Raw genomic sequence first — 15,309 nt, 5'->3', positions numbered from 1 at the left:
GCCGTTGTCAGGCGAGCAACTCCGCGAGTGGAAAGGAGCGATGGCCCCGAGGTGGAACCAGATAGTTCTGCCGGTGGGTCGTGAACAAGACCGAGTTGATGCCGGCGTGGGGGGAGCGCGGTGCGACGGAGAGGGCCTGATCGGAATAATGGCCGTCCATCGCGAGCCGAACGCGATTAAAAATTGCAATCGTCGGCTGGAAGACGATGAAGTGCAGCCCGGCGGCGGGCGTGCTGCTGTAGTGGTCTGCCGCCGGATCGGAGGTGTAGTGGAACGGATTGTCCACCGTATTGAAATCACCGCGCGCGGGGATGGTCGTCCCCGTGGGGTAGTCCACACCGTAGTTGCTGGTCGTCGGCGCTGTCGTGCTGTCCACCGGCGCCATGCTCCCAGTGTGGCCGTAGGCGTGGTACTGGTGGACCCCTTGCACCACATTGGCCTCACTTTGACCTGGCGGATTGAGGATGAGCGTCCCCGGCGCAGGCGAGAGGCCGGGCTGCAACATCGCCTGGACGCGATCAGCATATGTAGGGAAGCCCTGTCCGTACCACGTAGCCAAATCTTCAAAGAGGTGCGAGAGGTGCATGGTGGTTCCCTGTTTGAAATACCCGTTGGGCCATTGATCGGTCTGACCCGGGATGGTCTCCAGGCTCGGAATATTGTCGGGGGCCATATTCGCCTGTAACGTGGTGGTGAAGCCAAGAAAGACCTGAGCGTGAGGAGGAATAGACTCCGCACCGGGTATCTTCGCCGCCAGAGCTACCTTGCGTGGGATGCTCTGTTGTCCATAGAACCCTCCCCCGCTGGAGCCCCGGCGAATACTGGTCACCTTGAAGAGACTACCCGTCTGGTTGCTTCCCGTCCCGAAGATGGCATTGGTGGTTGCCATGATATTGTCCAATGAGTCACTGCGGAGGATCACGGCCACATCATTCTGCTCCAGGCGCACCGGCCCAAAGCCAGCCGGGGGCTGGTCACTTGGGAACGTCATGGCCTCCTGGACCGCATACACCTTCTGTTTTTGTTTCTGAGACGTCGCCAGGTCAACCGGCATATAGTCTGGGTAGCGCGTCCCAGCCTTGAAAAAACTCGACGATTTCCCCAAACTCGGGATATAGTGCTGGAAATAAGGGAGTCCCCAGGCGACCTGGATGGCCACTCCGTTGGAAGTCGCAGGCGAAAATTGCTGTTCCAGACCCCCAAGGACGGACTCCAGATGGTGCTGTGCCTCCTGTAAGGCTTTCGCGTTCGCCGGGACGTTGACTTTCGCGGTGATGATATGGTTGTGGAGGGGATGGAGTATCACCGGAATCGTGCCAGGGCCACTCCCGCTTACCCCTGCACTCGTCACGTTGACAATGCGAGTACTCGGGACGATATACTGTTCTGGCGGCAAAGGCTGGGCGGCAGCGAAAGCAGCCTGCTCGGGCTTTTGCGCAAGATTATCGATGAGCTCATAGAAGACACCGGCAGATGCCAGGGCCATGCTGAGGGTACGTCCCGTCTCTGCAAGGAACTCCCGTCGACTCATTCCCTGGTGGTGTCGTCCTGCAAATGCATCATTGTCGTTATTTGGCATAAAATATTTCCTTCTACTTGACTGTTAAACTCCCCCACCACTTTTTGTCTATCTACAGGAAGTATACATTCATACACAAAGGTAACTGGCCAGGCTCAGGAGGGTATATAAACTGCCCCTGCATCCCTGGCAAAGCTCTCTGGCTGTGTTACAAAAACACTGGGAGAAAAAAATGAAAATGTCCTGCTCTACTTATTGGGTGATACAGCCACTCCAAACAGTTCAGCACTATCCACCATCCTTTCTGAGGAATAGGACCAGAAACTGGCTTTGTAAGCAAGTAATCTGTATTATTCATCAACTTCGCGGGAGAGCCAGCATCATATGGTGAGGTGTCGACTGGCTCCCTTCTCATATTTCTTGTCGCGTGAACACTCCACCATGACACCTCCTCTCACCAGAGATGCACATTAATCTCCTCTGACATCAAAAACAGGAAAAAGGAGGTCCCCTGGTAGGACAAGGAAACAACAATTTGTGCGATTTCTGGAGGCTAGCGCACGCACTTCGTGAGGAAGCAACAACGCCTCTTCTTCGATCCTACAAAGCACAGATTGCTGTAAAGGATTTTCAAGAGTGGGACTCTCTCCACGCTGATGGTATCGTTGGAAGACAGACCTGGTCCACCCCCTACTTCTGCTAGCGCACTCAAGGAGAGGAGCATACCATCTGGGCTTAGATTCATGTCCGGTCGTAACCTCACTCACGCCATCAAAGCGCGTGCCTCGACAGCAACAACCTGGAGGCCTGCGTGGGACACACCCAGGTCACTGCCTCCTCCCCTTCTACCGCCCCTCGCCCCAACAGCTCTAACTCGTCGCCTAGACACCCGCCTCACGCTCACGCCAGGGGCATTGAGGATGTTCGTCATAGAGTGACGGTATTCAATATTGGGCAACCTGTCTTCGATCGGACCAACAATGGAGCCTGCAGCAGTGGAAAATACGAGGCAAATCGATTCCCTTCGCTAGCGTTGGTAGGGCAACTTGCGTTTATGTTCGATGACAAGATGGGTTATTTCCTCTAATTTTGCCTGTGACCAGACCGCGAAATGGTCCCAGGGGCTTGTTTGCCAGTCATCAACCGGGTGGGAGCCTGGCAACCAAGAGGGAATATCGATGAGCAGGTAGTCTGCCAGACCTAATACAAATGGTTCATAGAGCTTGCGCATCTCCGAGAGTTGTTGTTCCGCATCCTCCCGGCGAAACGTGAGGTTGAATGATCCCAGAGCATCTCCTAGGCGCAGGAAGTCTTCTGAGGAGAGGCGATTGTATGCAGACCGTCTTGGCGATGTGTGGTAAATTTGTGCCAGATCGACTGCTGTATGGCGAGCAATAGAGAAAAGGAAGCGAGCTGTGGGAATAGTGATCTCATCAAGGCCAACGAGGAGGAGCGCACAAATATCGAGCATAGTGGTGAGAGCTGCCAGCCAGGACTGCCGTTCATGCTGGGAGCGATAGTGGAGCAGAGCCGGGTAAGAGAGGTGGCTCTCCAGGATATCGGCACACCAGAGTTCCCATGTGTGGAGCACATCGCCCATCTCTTCCTCGTTTGCCTGCATGTTGTGCTGGCGGTGGATCCACTCTATGGCGTGAGGGGGTGAGCCAGCATGGGCATCCAGCAGGGTGATCTGGGCTTCGCGCCGTGAAAATGCCTGGTAGACGACGGGAACATAGCCAATGATGAGTGCCAGGAAACCGAAGCCTATTCCAGCCTCGGTCACCGCGAGAAAGCGGGTGAATACTGTAGCCGGCTTGACATCACCCAGGCCGAGGGTAAAAAAGGTGGACCCACTCATGTAAAGGTAGGTTTCGAACGTGGCAATTTTCTCTGGTGCGATAATAGGTGATGAGAAACCCCATTGAATCAGCGCAAATGACACGATTAATCCTACCGCCCAGGAAGCAAGCATAAACAGCAGTAACAGCGGACCAAAATAGCTGAGGTAGACCTCGCGCATGCCGGGAGAGCGCAGCAAGCGTGCAACCGTGACCCATCCTCTCCAGAGACCATTGTGGATGAAGAGCGAGAGCTTGAGTCTGCGTTTGATTCTGCGTGGCAGAACCATCGTTTCAAAACTATCGAACAAAATACTCAACAGCAAGAACAGCCCAAGAAGAACTGCCAAGATACGCATTGCCTGTTCCTTTCTCGCCTGCTACTTTTGCTTCCGAGCGCCTGGAAACGTGCTTGTCTTCTCTCTCTAGTCTAACAAATGGGCAGTTTTTTTGGGGTATTCCACTATTTTCATTTGAACTTTGAGTCAATTTCCCTGACGTGCCCAACCGTTACTCAGTGATGAAGGACTTGACAACCGGCCTATAAATTAGGTATAGTTGTGGTAGCGCTTCCACATTTTGACCATCGTATGCGAGATAACGTTCAGGTGGTTGTGTGAAAATAAAAACATGCGTCGGGCTCTAGAATGTACCCAGCACATAGTAAGGGGTGAGAGAAAAAGAAGATATTTCGTGGATGACGCTCATACGCTTCCTCTTTCTCTGACAAAAGTGGGTGCAATTCATTTTTGTGGGAATAGGTGGCTAGAGAATGAGGGGGGATATGGGAATATTTGGAGCAATTGAACAGAGACTCTTTTTCACACGGAGTGTCCTCTTTTTTTGCACGGTGTGGTAGCGCTTCCATCGACTTTGGAGAATTGCAGGTGAAATATATGGCCACGATTAAAGATGTGGCACAACGGGCTGGTCTGGGTGTGGGAACGGTCTCGCGTGTCCTCAATGGCTCAGGGTATGTGAGTGATGAGGCGCGGCAAAGGGTACTGGATGCGGTTCGCGACCTGAATTATGTGCCGAATGCTCAGGCGCGCGCGATGATGACCAGGCGCACAATGACCCTGGGAGTAGTGTTACCAGATTTAGCCAATCCCTACTTTCCTCGCCTGGTTCGCGGGATCGAGGATGAGGCCCAGCGCCATGGCTATTCGGTGATTTTGCTGGAGACCGATTGGCAACCTGCCAATGAGCGGCGGGCGATAGATATTCTTCGGCGGCAATCGGTGGACGGCACCATTCTTGTAGATGTCACACTTAGCGATCTCCTGACCAATCTATTGATAGCAGCAAATATTCCTGTGGTGCTTATCGGTAGGGGGGCCGAGCGGCAGGATGTACCGCAAATTACCGTCAATAACTATAAAGGTGCAACGGAAGCGATGCAGTGGATGTTTAGCAAGGGACATCGCCGGATTGGCTTTCTGGCCGGACCAGAGCATGCGGTGTCCGCGAAGCAACGCTTGCGCGCATACCTGGATTTTATGGGATGGGATGCTATTTTAGGAGATGAGTTGGAGAAGCATCCCGAATTGCCAATTGCTCAAACTGATTACTCGTTTGAAAAGGGCCGCGAGGCGACAGAACAGCTTTTATGGAAGCATTCCGATATTACCTGTATCTTTGGCGTCAATGATATGACTGCCCTCGGTGCTTTGGCTTATCTCGCAGCTCAGCGCATCAGTGTTCCTGATACGTTAGCAGTTTTCGGCTTCGATGATGTTTTAATGGCTTCCCTGGTCCATCCACCGCTTACCACGATGCACCAGCCAGTCTACGACATGGGCGTAGCGGGGGCACGCCTACTCATCGAACGTATCAAAAATGCTGAGCGCGAAGTTCAACGACTCGTGTTTGACCCTGTTCTTGTCGTGCGCCAGTCCTGCTAGCCTATTTTCTCTTTGAGAAGGTTTTGCTTATGCAACCACATATAAAACCAGTGTTCAGTCAGAGATTGTCCTGAATAGGCCAGAGGGAAGCATTGCCATACAGATACATGTTGATAACAAACATGATCTGGTCACAGGCAAGAAGCTTTTATCTCTCGCAAAGAGCAACAACGATGGATCTGCCCATCCTCTGCTCAACTATCATGTTTACATTTAAAAGAAAAGAGGCGTACATCGATGGAATATAGACAACTTGGCGGTTCTGGTCTGAAGGTTTCTGCGCTGAGCTTTGGGACAGCTACCTTTGGTGGTGGAAACGCTTTCTTTAGTGCCTGGGGGAATACTGATGTGGCCGAGGCAAGTCGCATGGTTGACATCTGCCTGGAGGCGGGTGTTAACCTGTTTGATACGGCAGATGTTTACTCTGGCGGACTCTCAGAAGAGATTCTTGGCAAAGCGATTGCAGGACGACGAGATCAGCTCCTTCTCTCAACGAAGGCCACATTCCGCATGGGCAATGGGCCAAACGAGCTTGGTTCCTCACGCTATCATCTGATCCGGGCCTGTGAGGAGAGTCTGCGCAGACTGAATACAGATCATATCGATATCTACACGCTGCATGGCTTCGATGCACTCACCCCTGTTGAGGAGACACTGCGGACCCTCGATACCCTGGTCCAGAGCGGCAAGGTACGCTACATCGCCTGTTCCAATTTCTCCGGCTGGCACCTGATGAAGTCTCTTGCCACTGCGCAGACCTACGGCTGGACGCGTTATGTCGCTCACCAGGCTTTTTACTCCCTGGTCGGACGTGAGTACGAATGGGAACTTATGCCGCTCGCCCTTGACCAGAAGGTTGGGACCATTGTCTGGAGTCCTCTAGCTGCAGGGGTGCTCTCGGGAAAGATCCGCCGCAGCCAGCCAGCCCCTGAGGGCAGTCGAGTGCAGCAGATTGGCTCAGAGGGATCGCGTCTCTCTGATGAGAAGGTGTACGAGATTGTGGACGCACTCGACGCAATAGCCGAAGAGACGGGCAAATCAGTAGCTCAGATCGCCCTGAACTGGTTGTTGCAGCGTCCCACGGTAGCAAGTGTCATCGTGGGTGCTCGCAACGAGAAGCAGCTCACACACAACCTTGGCGCGGTCGGCTGGGATCTCACTGCTGAGCAGGTTGAGAAGCTCGACAAGGCCAGCGAGATCCCTACAATCTATCCTTACTGGCATCAACGGCCTTTCGCTGAGCGCAATCCTTTAGCTGTCCCCGCTTATAAAGAGCGATAAGAAAAGAGTGCCGAGAGATTGCGTTCTTTTTCCAGTTATGTTGCAAAATGTTGAAAACACATCAAAGCCAAGCACTGAATTGCAGTGTAAAGAAGCGTCTTGTAAGAAAATGCGCGGCTTTTGAGCGTTTTCCTTTCATAAGATTGAGGAACGGAAATATATGAGTCAGAGATTAAACGGATCTGTTTGTTTGATTACAGGAGCCAGCGCAGGTATTGGCAAAGCATGTGCCCTGGCCCTGGCCAAAGAAGGAGCCAGTCTTGTGCTGATTGCACGTCGCAAGCAGCGACTCGACGAGCTTGTGGAGATGATCCAATCCTCAGGGGGGCGAGCCGTAGCGGTGGTTGGGAATGTTCGAGAGGAGGAAACGGCTCGGCGTGCCATTCTGGTGGCAAAAGAGCACTTCGGGGCGGCGCATATCCTGATCAACAATGCCGGGGTGGGAAACTACAAACAACTGATCGACACCAGCGCTGAAGAATACGACGAGATGATGGATACCAATGTGCGTTCTACGTTTCTCTTTACCCGCCACATCGCCCCTCTGATGATCGAACAACAGTCAGGCACCATTCTGATGATCTCGTCGATGGCTGGCATTTATGGCTTTGCGGGTGAAGCGGTGTACTGTGCAACAAAATTTGCGCAGGTTGGGTTTGCGCAAGCTCTGGACAAAGAATTACGTCCTCATGGCATCAAGGTAGGGGTGATTTGCCCTGGTGGAGTCAAGACGGAATTTGCACTAGGGAAGGGACGTACACCAGAAAGGGTCGCACAATCAGGCATGCTTGACCCGGAGGATGTTGCTTCAGCAGTTCTCCTGGCCTGCACGCAGCCTGCTCACTCACGCATCATCGAAATTCAGATGCGCACCATGGCTGAACCCCTTACCTGAAATGAGGGTATTGTCAACTTAAAAAATTTTGTTGATGAGTTTTCACCACTTCAATGCCACATCAGCCAGACTTCTCTAGCAACCAAGGCCAGAAAAAGGGTGCAATCCCCACTTTGAGGTCTGTTTCTCTTATATAAGCTCTACAATTCCAATGAAGTTGACAATACCGTATAGGGTCGTATTCTCAGGATGAGTAAGAGATACCAGCGAAGGCTTCCATAAACTGGATGATGGCTGAAGCATCTTCTTCGCCATAGCCTGGCATCGCAGCCGCGGCTATTTGCTGTGCGGCTGCCGTCATTGGCAGCGGCGCGGATACCTCAAAGGCCTCATTGAGCATGAGCTGAAGGTCCTTGGACATCAAGGCCAGGGCAAAATCGGCTCCATACTCCCGCTGCCGTGCGTGCTCCAGGTCGGCTTGTTGACGAGGAGAGACCACCGCTGTCTGCTTGAGAACATCGATGAGTTGTTCTCTTTCAAGTCCGGCCTTTTCTCCGAGCACGAGCGCTTCCGCCAGCGCCTGCCTGCCCAGGCCCAGCAGCAGATTGACCACCAGCTTCATGGTTGTCCCTTTTCCGCTTGTGCCCAGATAGATGCTCTGCTTTCCCAGCACATCAAGGATGGGTTTGCAGCGCTCATACGTCTGCCGCTCGCCACCCACAAAGATGACCAGGCTTCCTTGCTCGACTTGAGGCACGCTACCAGAGACAGCCGCGTCGATCATCGGCACACCCACAACTTTCGCGGCCTGGAAAAGGTGGCGCGAAGTCTGCGGGGCAACGGTGCTCATATCGATGATCGCTGACAAGGCATGCGCTCCCGCCAGCGCTCCATCTGGCGCCAGCATGACGGCTTCCAGAGCGCGGTCATTCGTGACACAGGAGATGATGACGTCGCAACTGGCAGCCAGCTCTCTGGGTGTCTGGGCCACCAGCGCCCCGAGTTGGCCCATGGCTTGTGCCCGCTCCGCTGTACGATCATAGACCGTCAGGTGATAGCCCGCATGTAGCAGCCTGGGCACCATATGACTGCCCATATGCCCTATGCCGATAAAGCCGATGTTCTGCCTGGAATGCTTCGTTCCCGCCATTGTTCAGTTTCTCCATTTCTTCTGTTTGCACGAGAAAACCTATTCATATCCTCTGACCTACACTACTTTACCCTAAAAGTGTACCTGACCTATGGAACAGAGCCTTCTAACCACGGCCTGACAAGAGCGGGGTTCTACCCCTCTTCTGTCAGAATGGGAGACGGGCGTGAAAGCCGTCCATGAAGGAGATGAGCTTGGCGAAGCCGGAATGGATTTCAGGGATGTCGAAGACCATCAGCCAGGGGAAAAGGAGGGAGTAGAAGACGTAGGGTTGGAGAATGAGACGCAGGTTGTTCAACAGATTCTTCCATCCCTGTCCCCGATCCCACCAGACATGCTCGGAGAAGCGGTCAGATGCAGCCTCTGGAGCAGCCGCTTGGGAACTCGCTTGAGGAAGCGGCTCAAGCCATTCACCCGTTTGGGACTGGAAGACAGGACTGTAGAGGCTCACGAGCAGGTAGGCGCAGCACACCAGCTCCCACCAGCGCTCGATCGAGGCATAATCGGTCACGCGGTAATCCGCCCAGCCCAGTTCATTCTTCGTCTGCTTGAAGCCATACTCAATCCAGGTCCGCAATCCATAGGTGTCGCCAAGCATTTTTCGCAGGTTCCCTTGCAGATTGGTCATCACATACGACGTGCTTTGAGCCGGCATCGTCTTGGGATCGGTCGTGAGCAGATAGAAACGGACGCTCAAGCGTTGGCCATAGATCACCTCACGGATGAAGCGGGTTTGCGACTTCCCGTTGGAAAAGGTCCGCTCGAATGGCCGCCAGGTGGTGTAACGGATGCGCTGACCAGGCGGGAGCCACATGCCGTGATCGTTGCGAATGGCCAGGACGTAGGTGAGGTGTCGCTTTTCCAGTTCCCGCACAAACTGGGTACTCTCGCCATACAGGCTGTCTGCCAACACGACGTCAAACTGAAAGCCCCAGGCTTGCAGTTCCTCAATGATCTCGACCGCCAACTCCGGTTTGGTCTTGTACTGGTCCTCTCCCTTGAGGCGCTTGTCAGGTTTGAACACGCGAAAGAGCAGCGGAAAGGTCATCTGATCGAGGACCCCATAGGCATTGACCGAGACGATGCCATTCTCGATTTTGCCCAGGTTGCCGATGTATTGTGAGGCCACATAATCGGTTGTCTTCCCTTTCTTCTTGTCGCCTGTCTCATCAATACAGAGGACGAATGACCTGCCATCGAGAGCTTGGCGCAAGAGTTGGAGTCGTCTGGTTCGTATCGCTTCCACGTCCCAGGGAGTATTGGCCACAAAATGGTGGAGCCCTTGGGCATCAATGTCCCCACAGCTTCTCGCGATGGCTGGCAAGGTCTTGCGTTTCATCTCCGACAACAATCCCACATGAATGTATTTAAAGTACTCAAAGCTGCGCACGTCGGGAAAGAGGTCCTCATAGCACGTGCAATACTCGTCCACAAAGGCCACTGTGGGGGCTGCTTGTCTTGCTAACGTCATCTCCCATCTCCTCTTTCTGCTCCGATACCTTTTCTCCTTCTCTTTTCAATCTATCCCTCCCTGACAAAAGAGGGCTACTGATCTCGGCATAGATAACTAAATTTGAACTTCCTGAAAACGAGCAAGGAATGGCTAGCAAAGTTTAGCTTTTTACGTAGAGATCAGTAACATTTTTCTCAGCATTTTTCTTGAAGGTCCTTCTTTATTTTCAAGGTTCAACTATATCCTAGATGGAGAACAGTTTTGCAGGCAGTCAATGGTTGTGCTGCTCAGGCCATTTACCACAATAGCTCCTAATGGAGGGTCATTCCATGGTTTCGTGCAAGGATTCTTGCACGAAACCATGGAATGACCCTAAGACATGCCTCAGACGAGAGACACAATTGCACCTGATGCCAGGCGTTATTGGCGTAGCCCTTGAAGTTCCAGAGGGGGCGTGCGTCCTGTGACTGGTTCGGTCTGCGGCATCTCAGGCGCGGACAAGAAGCTGGTACTTTCCAGAAGGCAGAGAAAGGCGGGCTTCCCAGAAACACCAGATCCAGCGATCCGTCTTTTCCCGGATCGTCGCAGGTATCCAGGTGGCTTCTCGATCAATAGAAAGCTCGACGCGCTCGACTGGCGCCTCCTCGCCAGCGAGCGCATACCCTTGCACCAAGACGGAACCCGCCTGGAGCGTCTCTCCTGACTTGGGAGTACAGATGACTGCGTTCAAGGCAATCTCTTCCAGGGTCTTCCCCTGCTCCCAATCGACGGTTTCCGCTGCCACCGTTGGAGGAAAGGTTTTGTAATCGCGAGCCTGGAAATAATTGGTGGATGGCTGGCTCTGGAGCGTGATGTCCTGCAGCCACTTGACGCTTCTGGCCCCGACATAGTCTGGCACGAGAATGCGCAAGGGAAAGCCATGTTCACGAGGCAGGGGAGCGCCGTTCATTTCGTGGACCAGCAAGACTTCGGGCGTCAGCACCTTTTCCAGGCGGATTGAACTGCCAAAATGCACCAAGTCGCCTGCGACCTGAGCTTGGTCGAGCCCACGAAAGGCTACATAGCGGGCCTCTTCCTCGACTCCCGCCGCGTCATCTAGGATGCTGATCCAATCAGCATCCCAGAGGATTTCTCCCGGCAGAGGGGTAATCATAGCTTCTTGAACTATGAACATTTCTTGCTATTTGTAGACATTTAATGCTCTTGACTCATCTGCTATACTTATTGCTAGTACGGCGAGTTACGTCGGAATTTACGCCTGCGGAGATCCTGTAAGACCTGGGAAACCAGGCAGGTTGTTCGTTGAAGCAGGAACCGAACACCAAGTATGGCTTGTCCATATTTGGGTAAGTTTCGGATAACGGTGAATGGCCACCAGTTCATTGCGCCGGCTGCCGGCACAGATAAGTGTCGCGACAAGCTGGCGCTGGGGAAATTGGGTGAGTAGCTCCTCCATCGAGAGCTCCAGGGGATGCTGGACCATTCCCTTCACGACGAGACGATAGGTGTCTCGGCCCACCAGAGGGATCGTGCCGTGTCCACGGATAAAAAACCAGTCGGACGGTGTCAAAAATATCTGCGTCAGATATGCAAGTGACGTTCCGGCATTCAACGGGTCTTCTTGATAGACCGTTAACACTGAAGCGGTCTTCATTTTGCATCTTTTTCTCCTTTCACGACGCGGTACACCAGGGAGCAACCCCTGATCTCTCCCTGCAAGGGCAGGGCTGGCCTGAGAAGAGGGTTTCACCATGCTTCTCGCTTGGGAGGATCAGCTGGTTTTGTGAGACACGTTTGTCCCGTTTTTTCGCTAAAATGCTCCCCACCCGACTCCATGCAAGATCATCTCGATGGCGCTGACGAGCAACACCAACAAGAAGATCAGCCGAAGCAGTTTGTTGCTGATGCTCGCGAGCAGGCGTGCTCCGACCAGCGCGCCAACGAGAATGCCCAGCGCGACCGGAGCCGCGATCAGCGGGGGAATGTCCCCACGCGAGAAATAGATGCCCGCACTGGCCGCCGCCGTGACCCCAATCATAAAATTGGAGGTCGTCGTACTGACCTTGATCGGCAACCGCATCAAGGAGTCCAGCGCGATGACCTTAAAGGTTCCGCTGCCAATGCCCAGGAGCCCTGAGATCAGGCCAGCAACGTACATCATAGCCAGTCCCCAGGGAGTGCGCGTTACCTGATACGCCATATCCTTCCCCAGTTTGTGGTCAGGGTAGATACTGGAAAGATGCAACCAGGTTGCCAGGTGATCGTTTTTCACCCCCTGAGGAGTGTCTTCGCCGATTTCGACCACCAACGGCGCGGCAGAAAGCAAGAGAATGACTCCAAAGATGATGTTCAGCAAATTGGGAGCTAGCACACCGGCGAGAAACGCCCCACTGATCGCTCCGATCGTGGTGGCAATCTCCAGAAACATCCCAATGCGCAGATTGGTGAGGCGATCGCGTACATAGGCTGCTGCCGCGCCGCTGGAGGTCGCGATGACCGAGATGATGCTCGCGCCAATGGCAAACGTGACGGGCAGTTTAAAGATCAGGATGAGCAGCGGCACGATTAGCACGCCACCGCCGAGACCCACCAGCGAGCCGAGTAAACCCGCGGCGATCGACGCCAGGAAAATCAGCACGGGAGCCAGTGCGGAAAACTGTATCCCTCCAGTCAGCGCGGCGTGTTGCCCGGAACTCCAGGTGCCCACACCAAAGATACTGAACAGCAAAATAGCCAGCACTAGACAGGTAATGAACACATAGGTGTGATCACGTTCTACCGCAAACATCACGATCGAGACCGCTACGCGTAAAACAGGTGTGGCAATCAACAACAGTAAGCCCAGTGTGATGATCCCCTGGGGATGCCATTGAGCCAGGCTGGCTACCAGTGCAAACCCGGTGAACGGAAAGACCAGTAAACGCTCTGGAGAAAGCCCCCCTGGTCGAGTGGGAAGCAGAATAATCCCAACCAGCATCACCGCAGCACTGATCAACACGCCGCCTTGCAGAACCCCGCCAATTAGAGCAGTCGCCCAGGCATATGGGTAAGGTACTGGCTCTTGCTGGTGTTCAGATGGGTCTGAGCCCTGCTGATCCCCACCAGAAACCTGATGAGCCGAGAAAAAGGAACGCAGGTGTCGTATCACTCGAACCTCCCCAAAAACCTTCCGATTCTTCCATTTTTGATCAGGGGATCTTCTTGAGACACGTTTGTGTATGACTCGGATGATCCTGTTCTTCTTCAAGAGAGATTATTACCGCACATAATGACAATTTATGATTTGCATTGAATCATAGCCTGTTGGAATAATACAAGAGCAAGCTGTAAATTTTTGCACATATGGCTGCCTCCTTCTCTTTTCAGTGTGAGCGTGTAAACAACCTGTAGTACATTGCAGATAAAGCGCGAGATGTGTGACCTCCTGCCCACCAGAATTACCAATGAAGGCGTACAATCATTCGCTTCTAGAGCCATATTTCCACACTGCAATGGTTAAGCTGCTCAACATTTGGCTCTGCCCATGGGATGTGAAACGAGCTTACAGTAAGCAGGCGATATTGTTTGAGTCGGCTTTACAAGCTACTTCGGTCTTATCACTTGCTTGCTGGAGAGGTGCGTGAAAATTACGCTTTATCGCCAAAGCGCGATGGCGACAAAGGGCGGTCCAAGCCACTTTATTTTGTTTATACGTACATCTCGTTGTTAGGATGTTGCCATGGGGTGTGCCGCGTGCTACCCTACCAGTGTTCACTGGCGGGGACGCCGCCGTGGTGCGTGGTGTCGGGGCTGACCGTGGTATGCGCATGGGACATCGAGCCCGTCTCGTTGTTTGGTCGCCCGCCCGAATACCTGAACTGAGATGGCTCGCAATGCCAAGCTCGTATTGGTGAGTGATTTCCCACAAGCCCGAATGGCGCACCTCATCCACCCGGATTGTTTACGTAGTGCAAAGGTGGGAGGAGGATGAAATGCTCACAGAAACACCTCGTTCGTTGGCCACACGTTTTGTGGCGCTGGATGTGCATCGTCAATACCTCATGGTTGGTGCGGTGGATCTCCAGCAACAGGTGGTGCTTTCCCCTCGGCGTTTTGGCTTTACGGCGTTTGCCGAGTGGGCGAAAGTCCATTTAACCCATGCCGATGCGATCGTGCTTGAGGCGACGTCCAATGCGTGGCTGCTGTACGATCAACTCCAGCCTCTGGTCGCAGAGGTGGTCGTCGCTCATCCGCAAGCAGTCAAACTGATTGCCGCTGCGCGTGTGAAGACAGACTCGCGTGATACGATTAAATTGGCCAGTTTACTTGCAGCCAATCTCATTCCTGCGGTGTGGGTGCCGCCGCAGGAAGTGCGGGAACTGCGCGCCTTGGTGACCCATCGCAACCGATTGGTCCAGCAACGGACACAGGCCGCTAATCGTCTGCACAGTGTGTTGCAACGCCATAATCTCGATCCATCCCCAGGTATGCCCTTTGCTGCCCATCAACGGGAATGGTGGCTGGCTCTGGATCTGCCGCTTGCCGAAAAACTCCGAGTTCAACAGGATCTGAGCTTGTACCAAACACTCAACGGGTTGATCAATGAGATCGAAGCAGAACTTGGGCGGCTTTCGACCTGCGATCCCTGGAGAAAGCAGGTGCCTTTCCTGGTGCAGTTGCCAGGGTTGGGAGTCCTCTCCGCCATGCGTATCCTGGCTGCTATTGGTGAGATCAGCCGCTTCCCCTCGGCCAAACATCTGGTGGGCTATGCCGGTTTAGGAGCCAGTGTCCACCAGTCTGGGGAAACCAACCGAGGTGGTCGTATCACCAAGGAAGGACGCAGTGATCTGCGTGGAATCATGGTTGAGGCAGCCTGGGTGGCCGTTGAACATCACCCACACTGGCAAGCCCAGTTTGAGCGGTTGGCCGCGCGCATTGGCAAACAAAAGGCGATCGTGGCCATTGCCCGCAAGCTGTTGGTGACCATCTGGCATGTCCTTAGCCAGCAGGAATCCGATATCCATGCGCAAATCGAGGCCGTGACGCGCAAATTGCTGAACTGGATTAGTCATACCGGGACCATTCCCGGCAAAAAACGCGACCGGCTTCTGCTCTTGTATGACTATCTTGACCAGCTTGGTTTGAGTGAGGAGGTGGAGGAAATCCACTACGGCGGCTCAACCTATCGGCTGTCTGAGCGACAGAAGCAGCTTCGAGCAACACAACAAAAGGGATGATCAGGGGCGTTCATCAGACCACCCCTTGTTTCTCGCCGTTGTTCTTCTCCGTCAAGGGGAGATGGTGCGTGGATTCGCTCCATTCCCTTCGCCTTGACGCCGGATGAGTGTGT

General features: G+C 53.6%; 12 protein-coding genes and 1 pseudogene. 5 read left to right on the top strand and 8 right to left on the bottom strand.

Annotation, left to right across the window (positions count from 1 at the left end; all coding sequences use genetic code 11):
* Positions 1-7: 7 nt before the first annotated feature.
* Complete coding sequence (locus tag KTE_RS20345; protein WP_201384045.1) at positions 8-1,579, bottom strand: hypothetical protein; 1,572 nt, start codon at positions 1,577-1,579, stop codon at positions 8-10.
* 475 nt (positions 1,580-2,054) lie between these two features.
* On the opposite strand from KTE_RS20345, the gene KTE_RS49670 reads away from it, so the two are divergent.
* Positions 2,055-2,222, top strand: coding sequence for a peptidoglycan-binding protein (locus tag KTE_RS49670; RefSeq protein WP_374226782.1), 168 nt, complete (start codon positions 2,055-2,057; stop codon positions 2,220-2,222).
* A 324-nt stretch (positions 2,223-2,546) separates the two neighbouring features.
* Here KTE_RS49670 and KTE_RS20340 read toward each other — a convergent pair whose 3' ends face one another.
* Complete coding sequence (locus KTE_RS20340; protein WP_201384043.1) at positions 2,547-3,716, bottom strand: potassium channel family protein; 1,170 nt, start codon at positions 3,714-3,716, stop codon at positions 2,547-2,549.
* Between the two features lie 537 nt (positions 3,717-4,253).
* On the opposite strand from KTE_RS20340, the gene KTE_RS20335 reads away from it, so the two are divergent.
* From KTE_RS20335 to KTE_RS20325, 3 genes are all read left to right on the top strand, one after another.
* Positions 4,254-5,261: a LacI family DNA-binding transcriptional regulator gene (locus KTE_RS20335; protein WP_201384041.1), complete on the top strand. Its 1,008-nt coding sequence runs from the start codon at positions 4,254-4,256 to the stop codon at positions 5,259-5,261.
* A 237-nt stretch (positions 5,262-5,498) separates the two neighbouring features.
* Complete coding sequence (locus KTE_RS20330; protein ID WP_201384039.1) at positions 5,499-6,542, top strand: aldo/keto reductase; 1,044 nt, start codon at positions 5,499-5,501, stop codon at positions 6,540-6,542.
* A 160-nt stretch (positions 6,543-6,702) separates the two neighbouring features.
* Positions 6,703-7,437 carry an SDR family oxidoreductase gene (locus KTE_RS20325; protein ID WP_201384037.1) on the top strand — a complete coding sequence of 245 codons (735 nt, stop codon included), beginning with the start codon at positions 6,703-6,705 and terminating at the stop codon, positions 7,435-7,437.
* Positions 7,438-7,621: 184 nt separating this feature from the next.
* On the opposite strand, the gene KTE_RS20320 is transcribed toward KTE_RS20325, so the two are convergent.
* The 6 genes and pseudogenes from KTE_RS20320 to KTE_RS49660 all read right to left on the bottom strand — a co-directional run.
* The gene (locus KTE_RS20320; protein WP_201384035.1) at positions 7,622-8,527 is read right to left on the bottom strand and encodes an NAD(P)-dependent oxidoreductase; all 906 of its coding nucleotides are present in this window, start codon (positions 8,525-8,527) and stop codon (positions 7,622-7,624) included.
* Positions 8,528-8,675: 148 nt separating this feature from the next.
* Positions 8,676-9,998 (bottom strand): IS701 family transposase, encoded by a 1,323-nt coding sequence (locus KTE_RS20315; RefSeq protein ID WP_201384033.1) that lies wholly within the window; start codon positions 9,996-9,998, stop codon positions 8,676-8,678.
* 469 nt (positions 9,999-10,467) lie between these two features.
* Complete coding sequence (locus KTE_RS20310) at positions 10,468-11,154, bottom strand: molybdopterin-dependent oxidoreductase (RefSeq protein WP_201384031.1); 687 nt, start codon at positions 11,152-11,154, stop codon at positions 10,468-10,470.
* A gap of 78 nt (positions 11,155-11,232) precedes the next feature.
* The gene (locus KTE_RS20305; RefSeq protein WP_201384029.1) at positions 11,233-11,634 is read right to left on the bottom strand and encodes a molybdopterin-dependent oxidoreductase; all 402 of its coding nucleotides are present in this window, start codon (positions 11,632-11,634) and stop codon (positions 11,233-11,235) included.
* 156 nt (positions 11,635-11,790) lie between these two features.
* On the bottom strand, positions 11,791-12,627 hold the full coding sequence (locus KTE_RS49665) for a sulfite exporter TauE/SafE family protein (protein WP_374226815.1): 837 nt from the start codon (positions 12,625-12,627) through the stop codon (positions 11,791-11,793).
* A 75-nt stretch (positions 12,628-12,702) separates the two neighbouring features.
* Positions 12,703-13,128 (bottom strand): annotated as a pseudogene (locus KTE_RS49660) (DUF1634 domain-containing protein); the annotation flags it as partial.
* 823 nt (positions 13,129-13,951) lie between these two features.
* On the opposite strand from KTE_RS49660, the gene KTE_RS20295 reads away from it, so the two are divergent.
* Positions 13,952-15,196 (top strand): IS110 family transposase, encoded by a 1,245-nt coding sequence (locus tag KTE_RS20295; protein WP_201384025.1) that lies wholly within the window; start codon positions 13,952-13,954, stop codon positions 15,194-15,196.
* Positions 15,197-15,309 lie beyond the last annotated feature (113 nt).

This window comes from Ktedonobacter sp. SOSP1-85, from assembly GCF_016587415.1.
Taxonomy (GTDB): domain Bacteria; phylum Chloroflexota; class Ktedonobacteria; order Ktedonobacterales; family Ktedonobacteraceae; genus Ktedonobacter.
This window is presented reverse-complemented; position numbering and strand designations above follow the sequence as displayed.

Bases quoted from the DNA above. Each gene is read 5' to 3' on its own strand.
- KTE_RS20345 (WP_201384045.1), bottom strand. From the start codon at position 1,579: ATGCCAAATAACGACAATGATGCATTTGCAGGACGACACCACCAGGGA.
- KTE_RS20340 (WP_201384043.1), bottom strand. From the start codon at position 3,716: ATGCGTATCTTGGCAGTTCTTCTTGGGCTGTTCTTGCTGTTGAGTATT.
- KTE_RS20335 (WP_201384041.1), top strand. From the start codon at position 4,254: ATGGCCACGATTAAAGATGTGGCACAACGGGCTGGTCTGGGTGTGGGA.
- KTE_RS20330 (WP_201384039.1), top strand. From the start codon at position 5,499: ATGGAATATAGACAACTTGGCGGTTCTGGTCTGAAGGTTTCTGCGCTG.
- KTE_RS20325 (WP_201384037.1), top strand. From the start codon at position 6,703: ATGAGTCAGAGATTAAACGGATCTGTTTGTTTGATTACAGGAGCCAGC.
- KTE_RS20320 (WP_201384035.1), bottom strand. From the start codon at position 8,527: ATGGCGGGAACGAAGCATTCCAGGCAGAACATCGGCTTTATCGGCATA.
- KTE_RS20315 (WP_201384033.1), bottom strand. From the start codon at position 9,998: ATGACGTTAGCAAGACAAGCAGCCCCCACAGTGGCCTTTGTGGACGAG.
- KTE_RS20310 (WP_201384031.1), bottom strand. From the start codon at position 11,154: ATGTTCATAGTTCAAGAAGCTATGATTACCCCTCTGCCGGGAGAAATC.
- KTE_RS20305 (WP_201384029.1), bottom strand. From the start codon at position 11,634: ATGAAGACCGCTTCAGTGTTAACGGTCTATCAAGAAGACCCGTTGAAT.
- KTE_RS20295 (WP_201384025.1), top strand. From the start codon at position 13,952: ATGCTCACAGAAACACCTCGTTCGTTGGCCACACGTTTTGTGGCGCTG.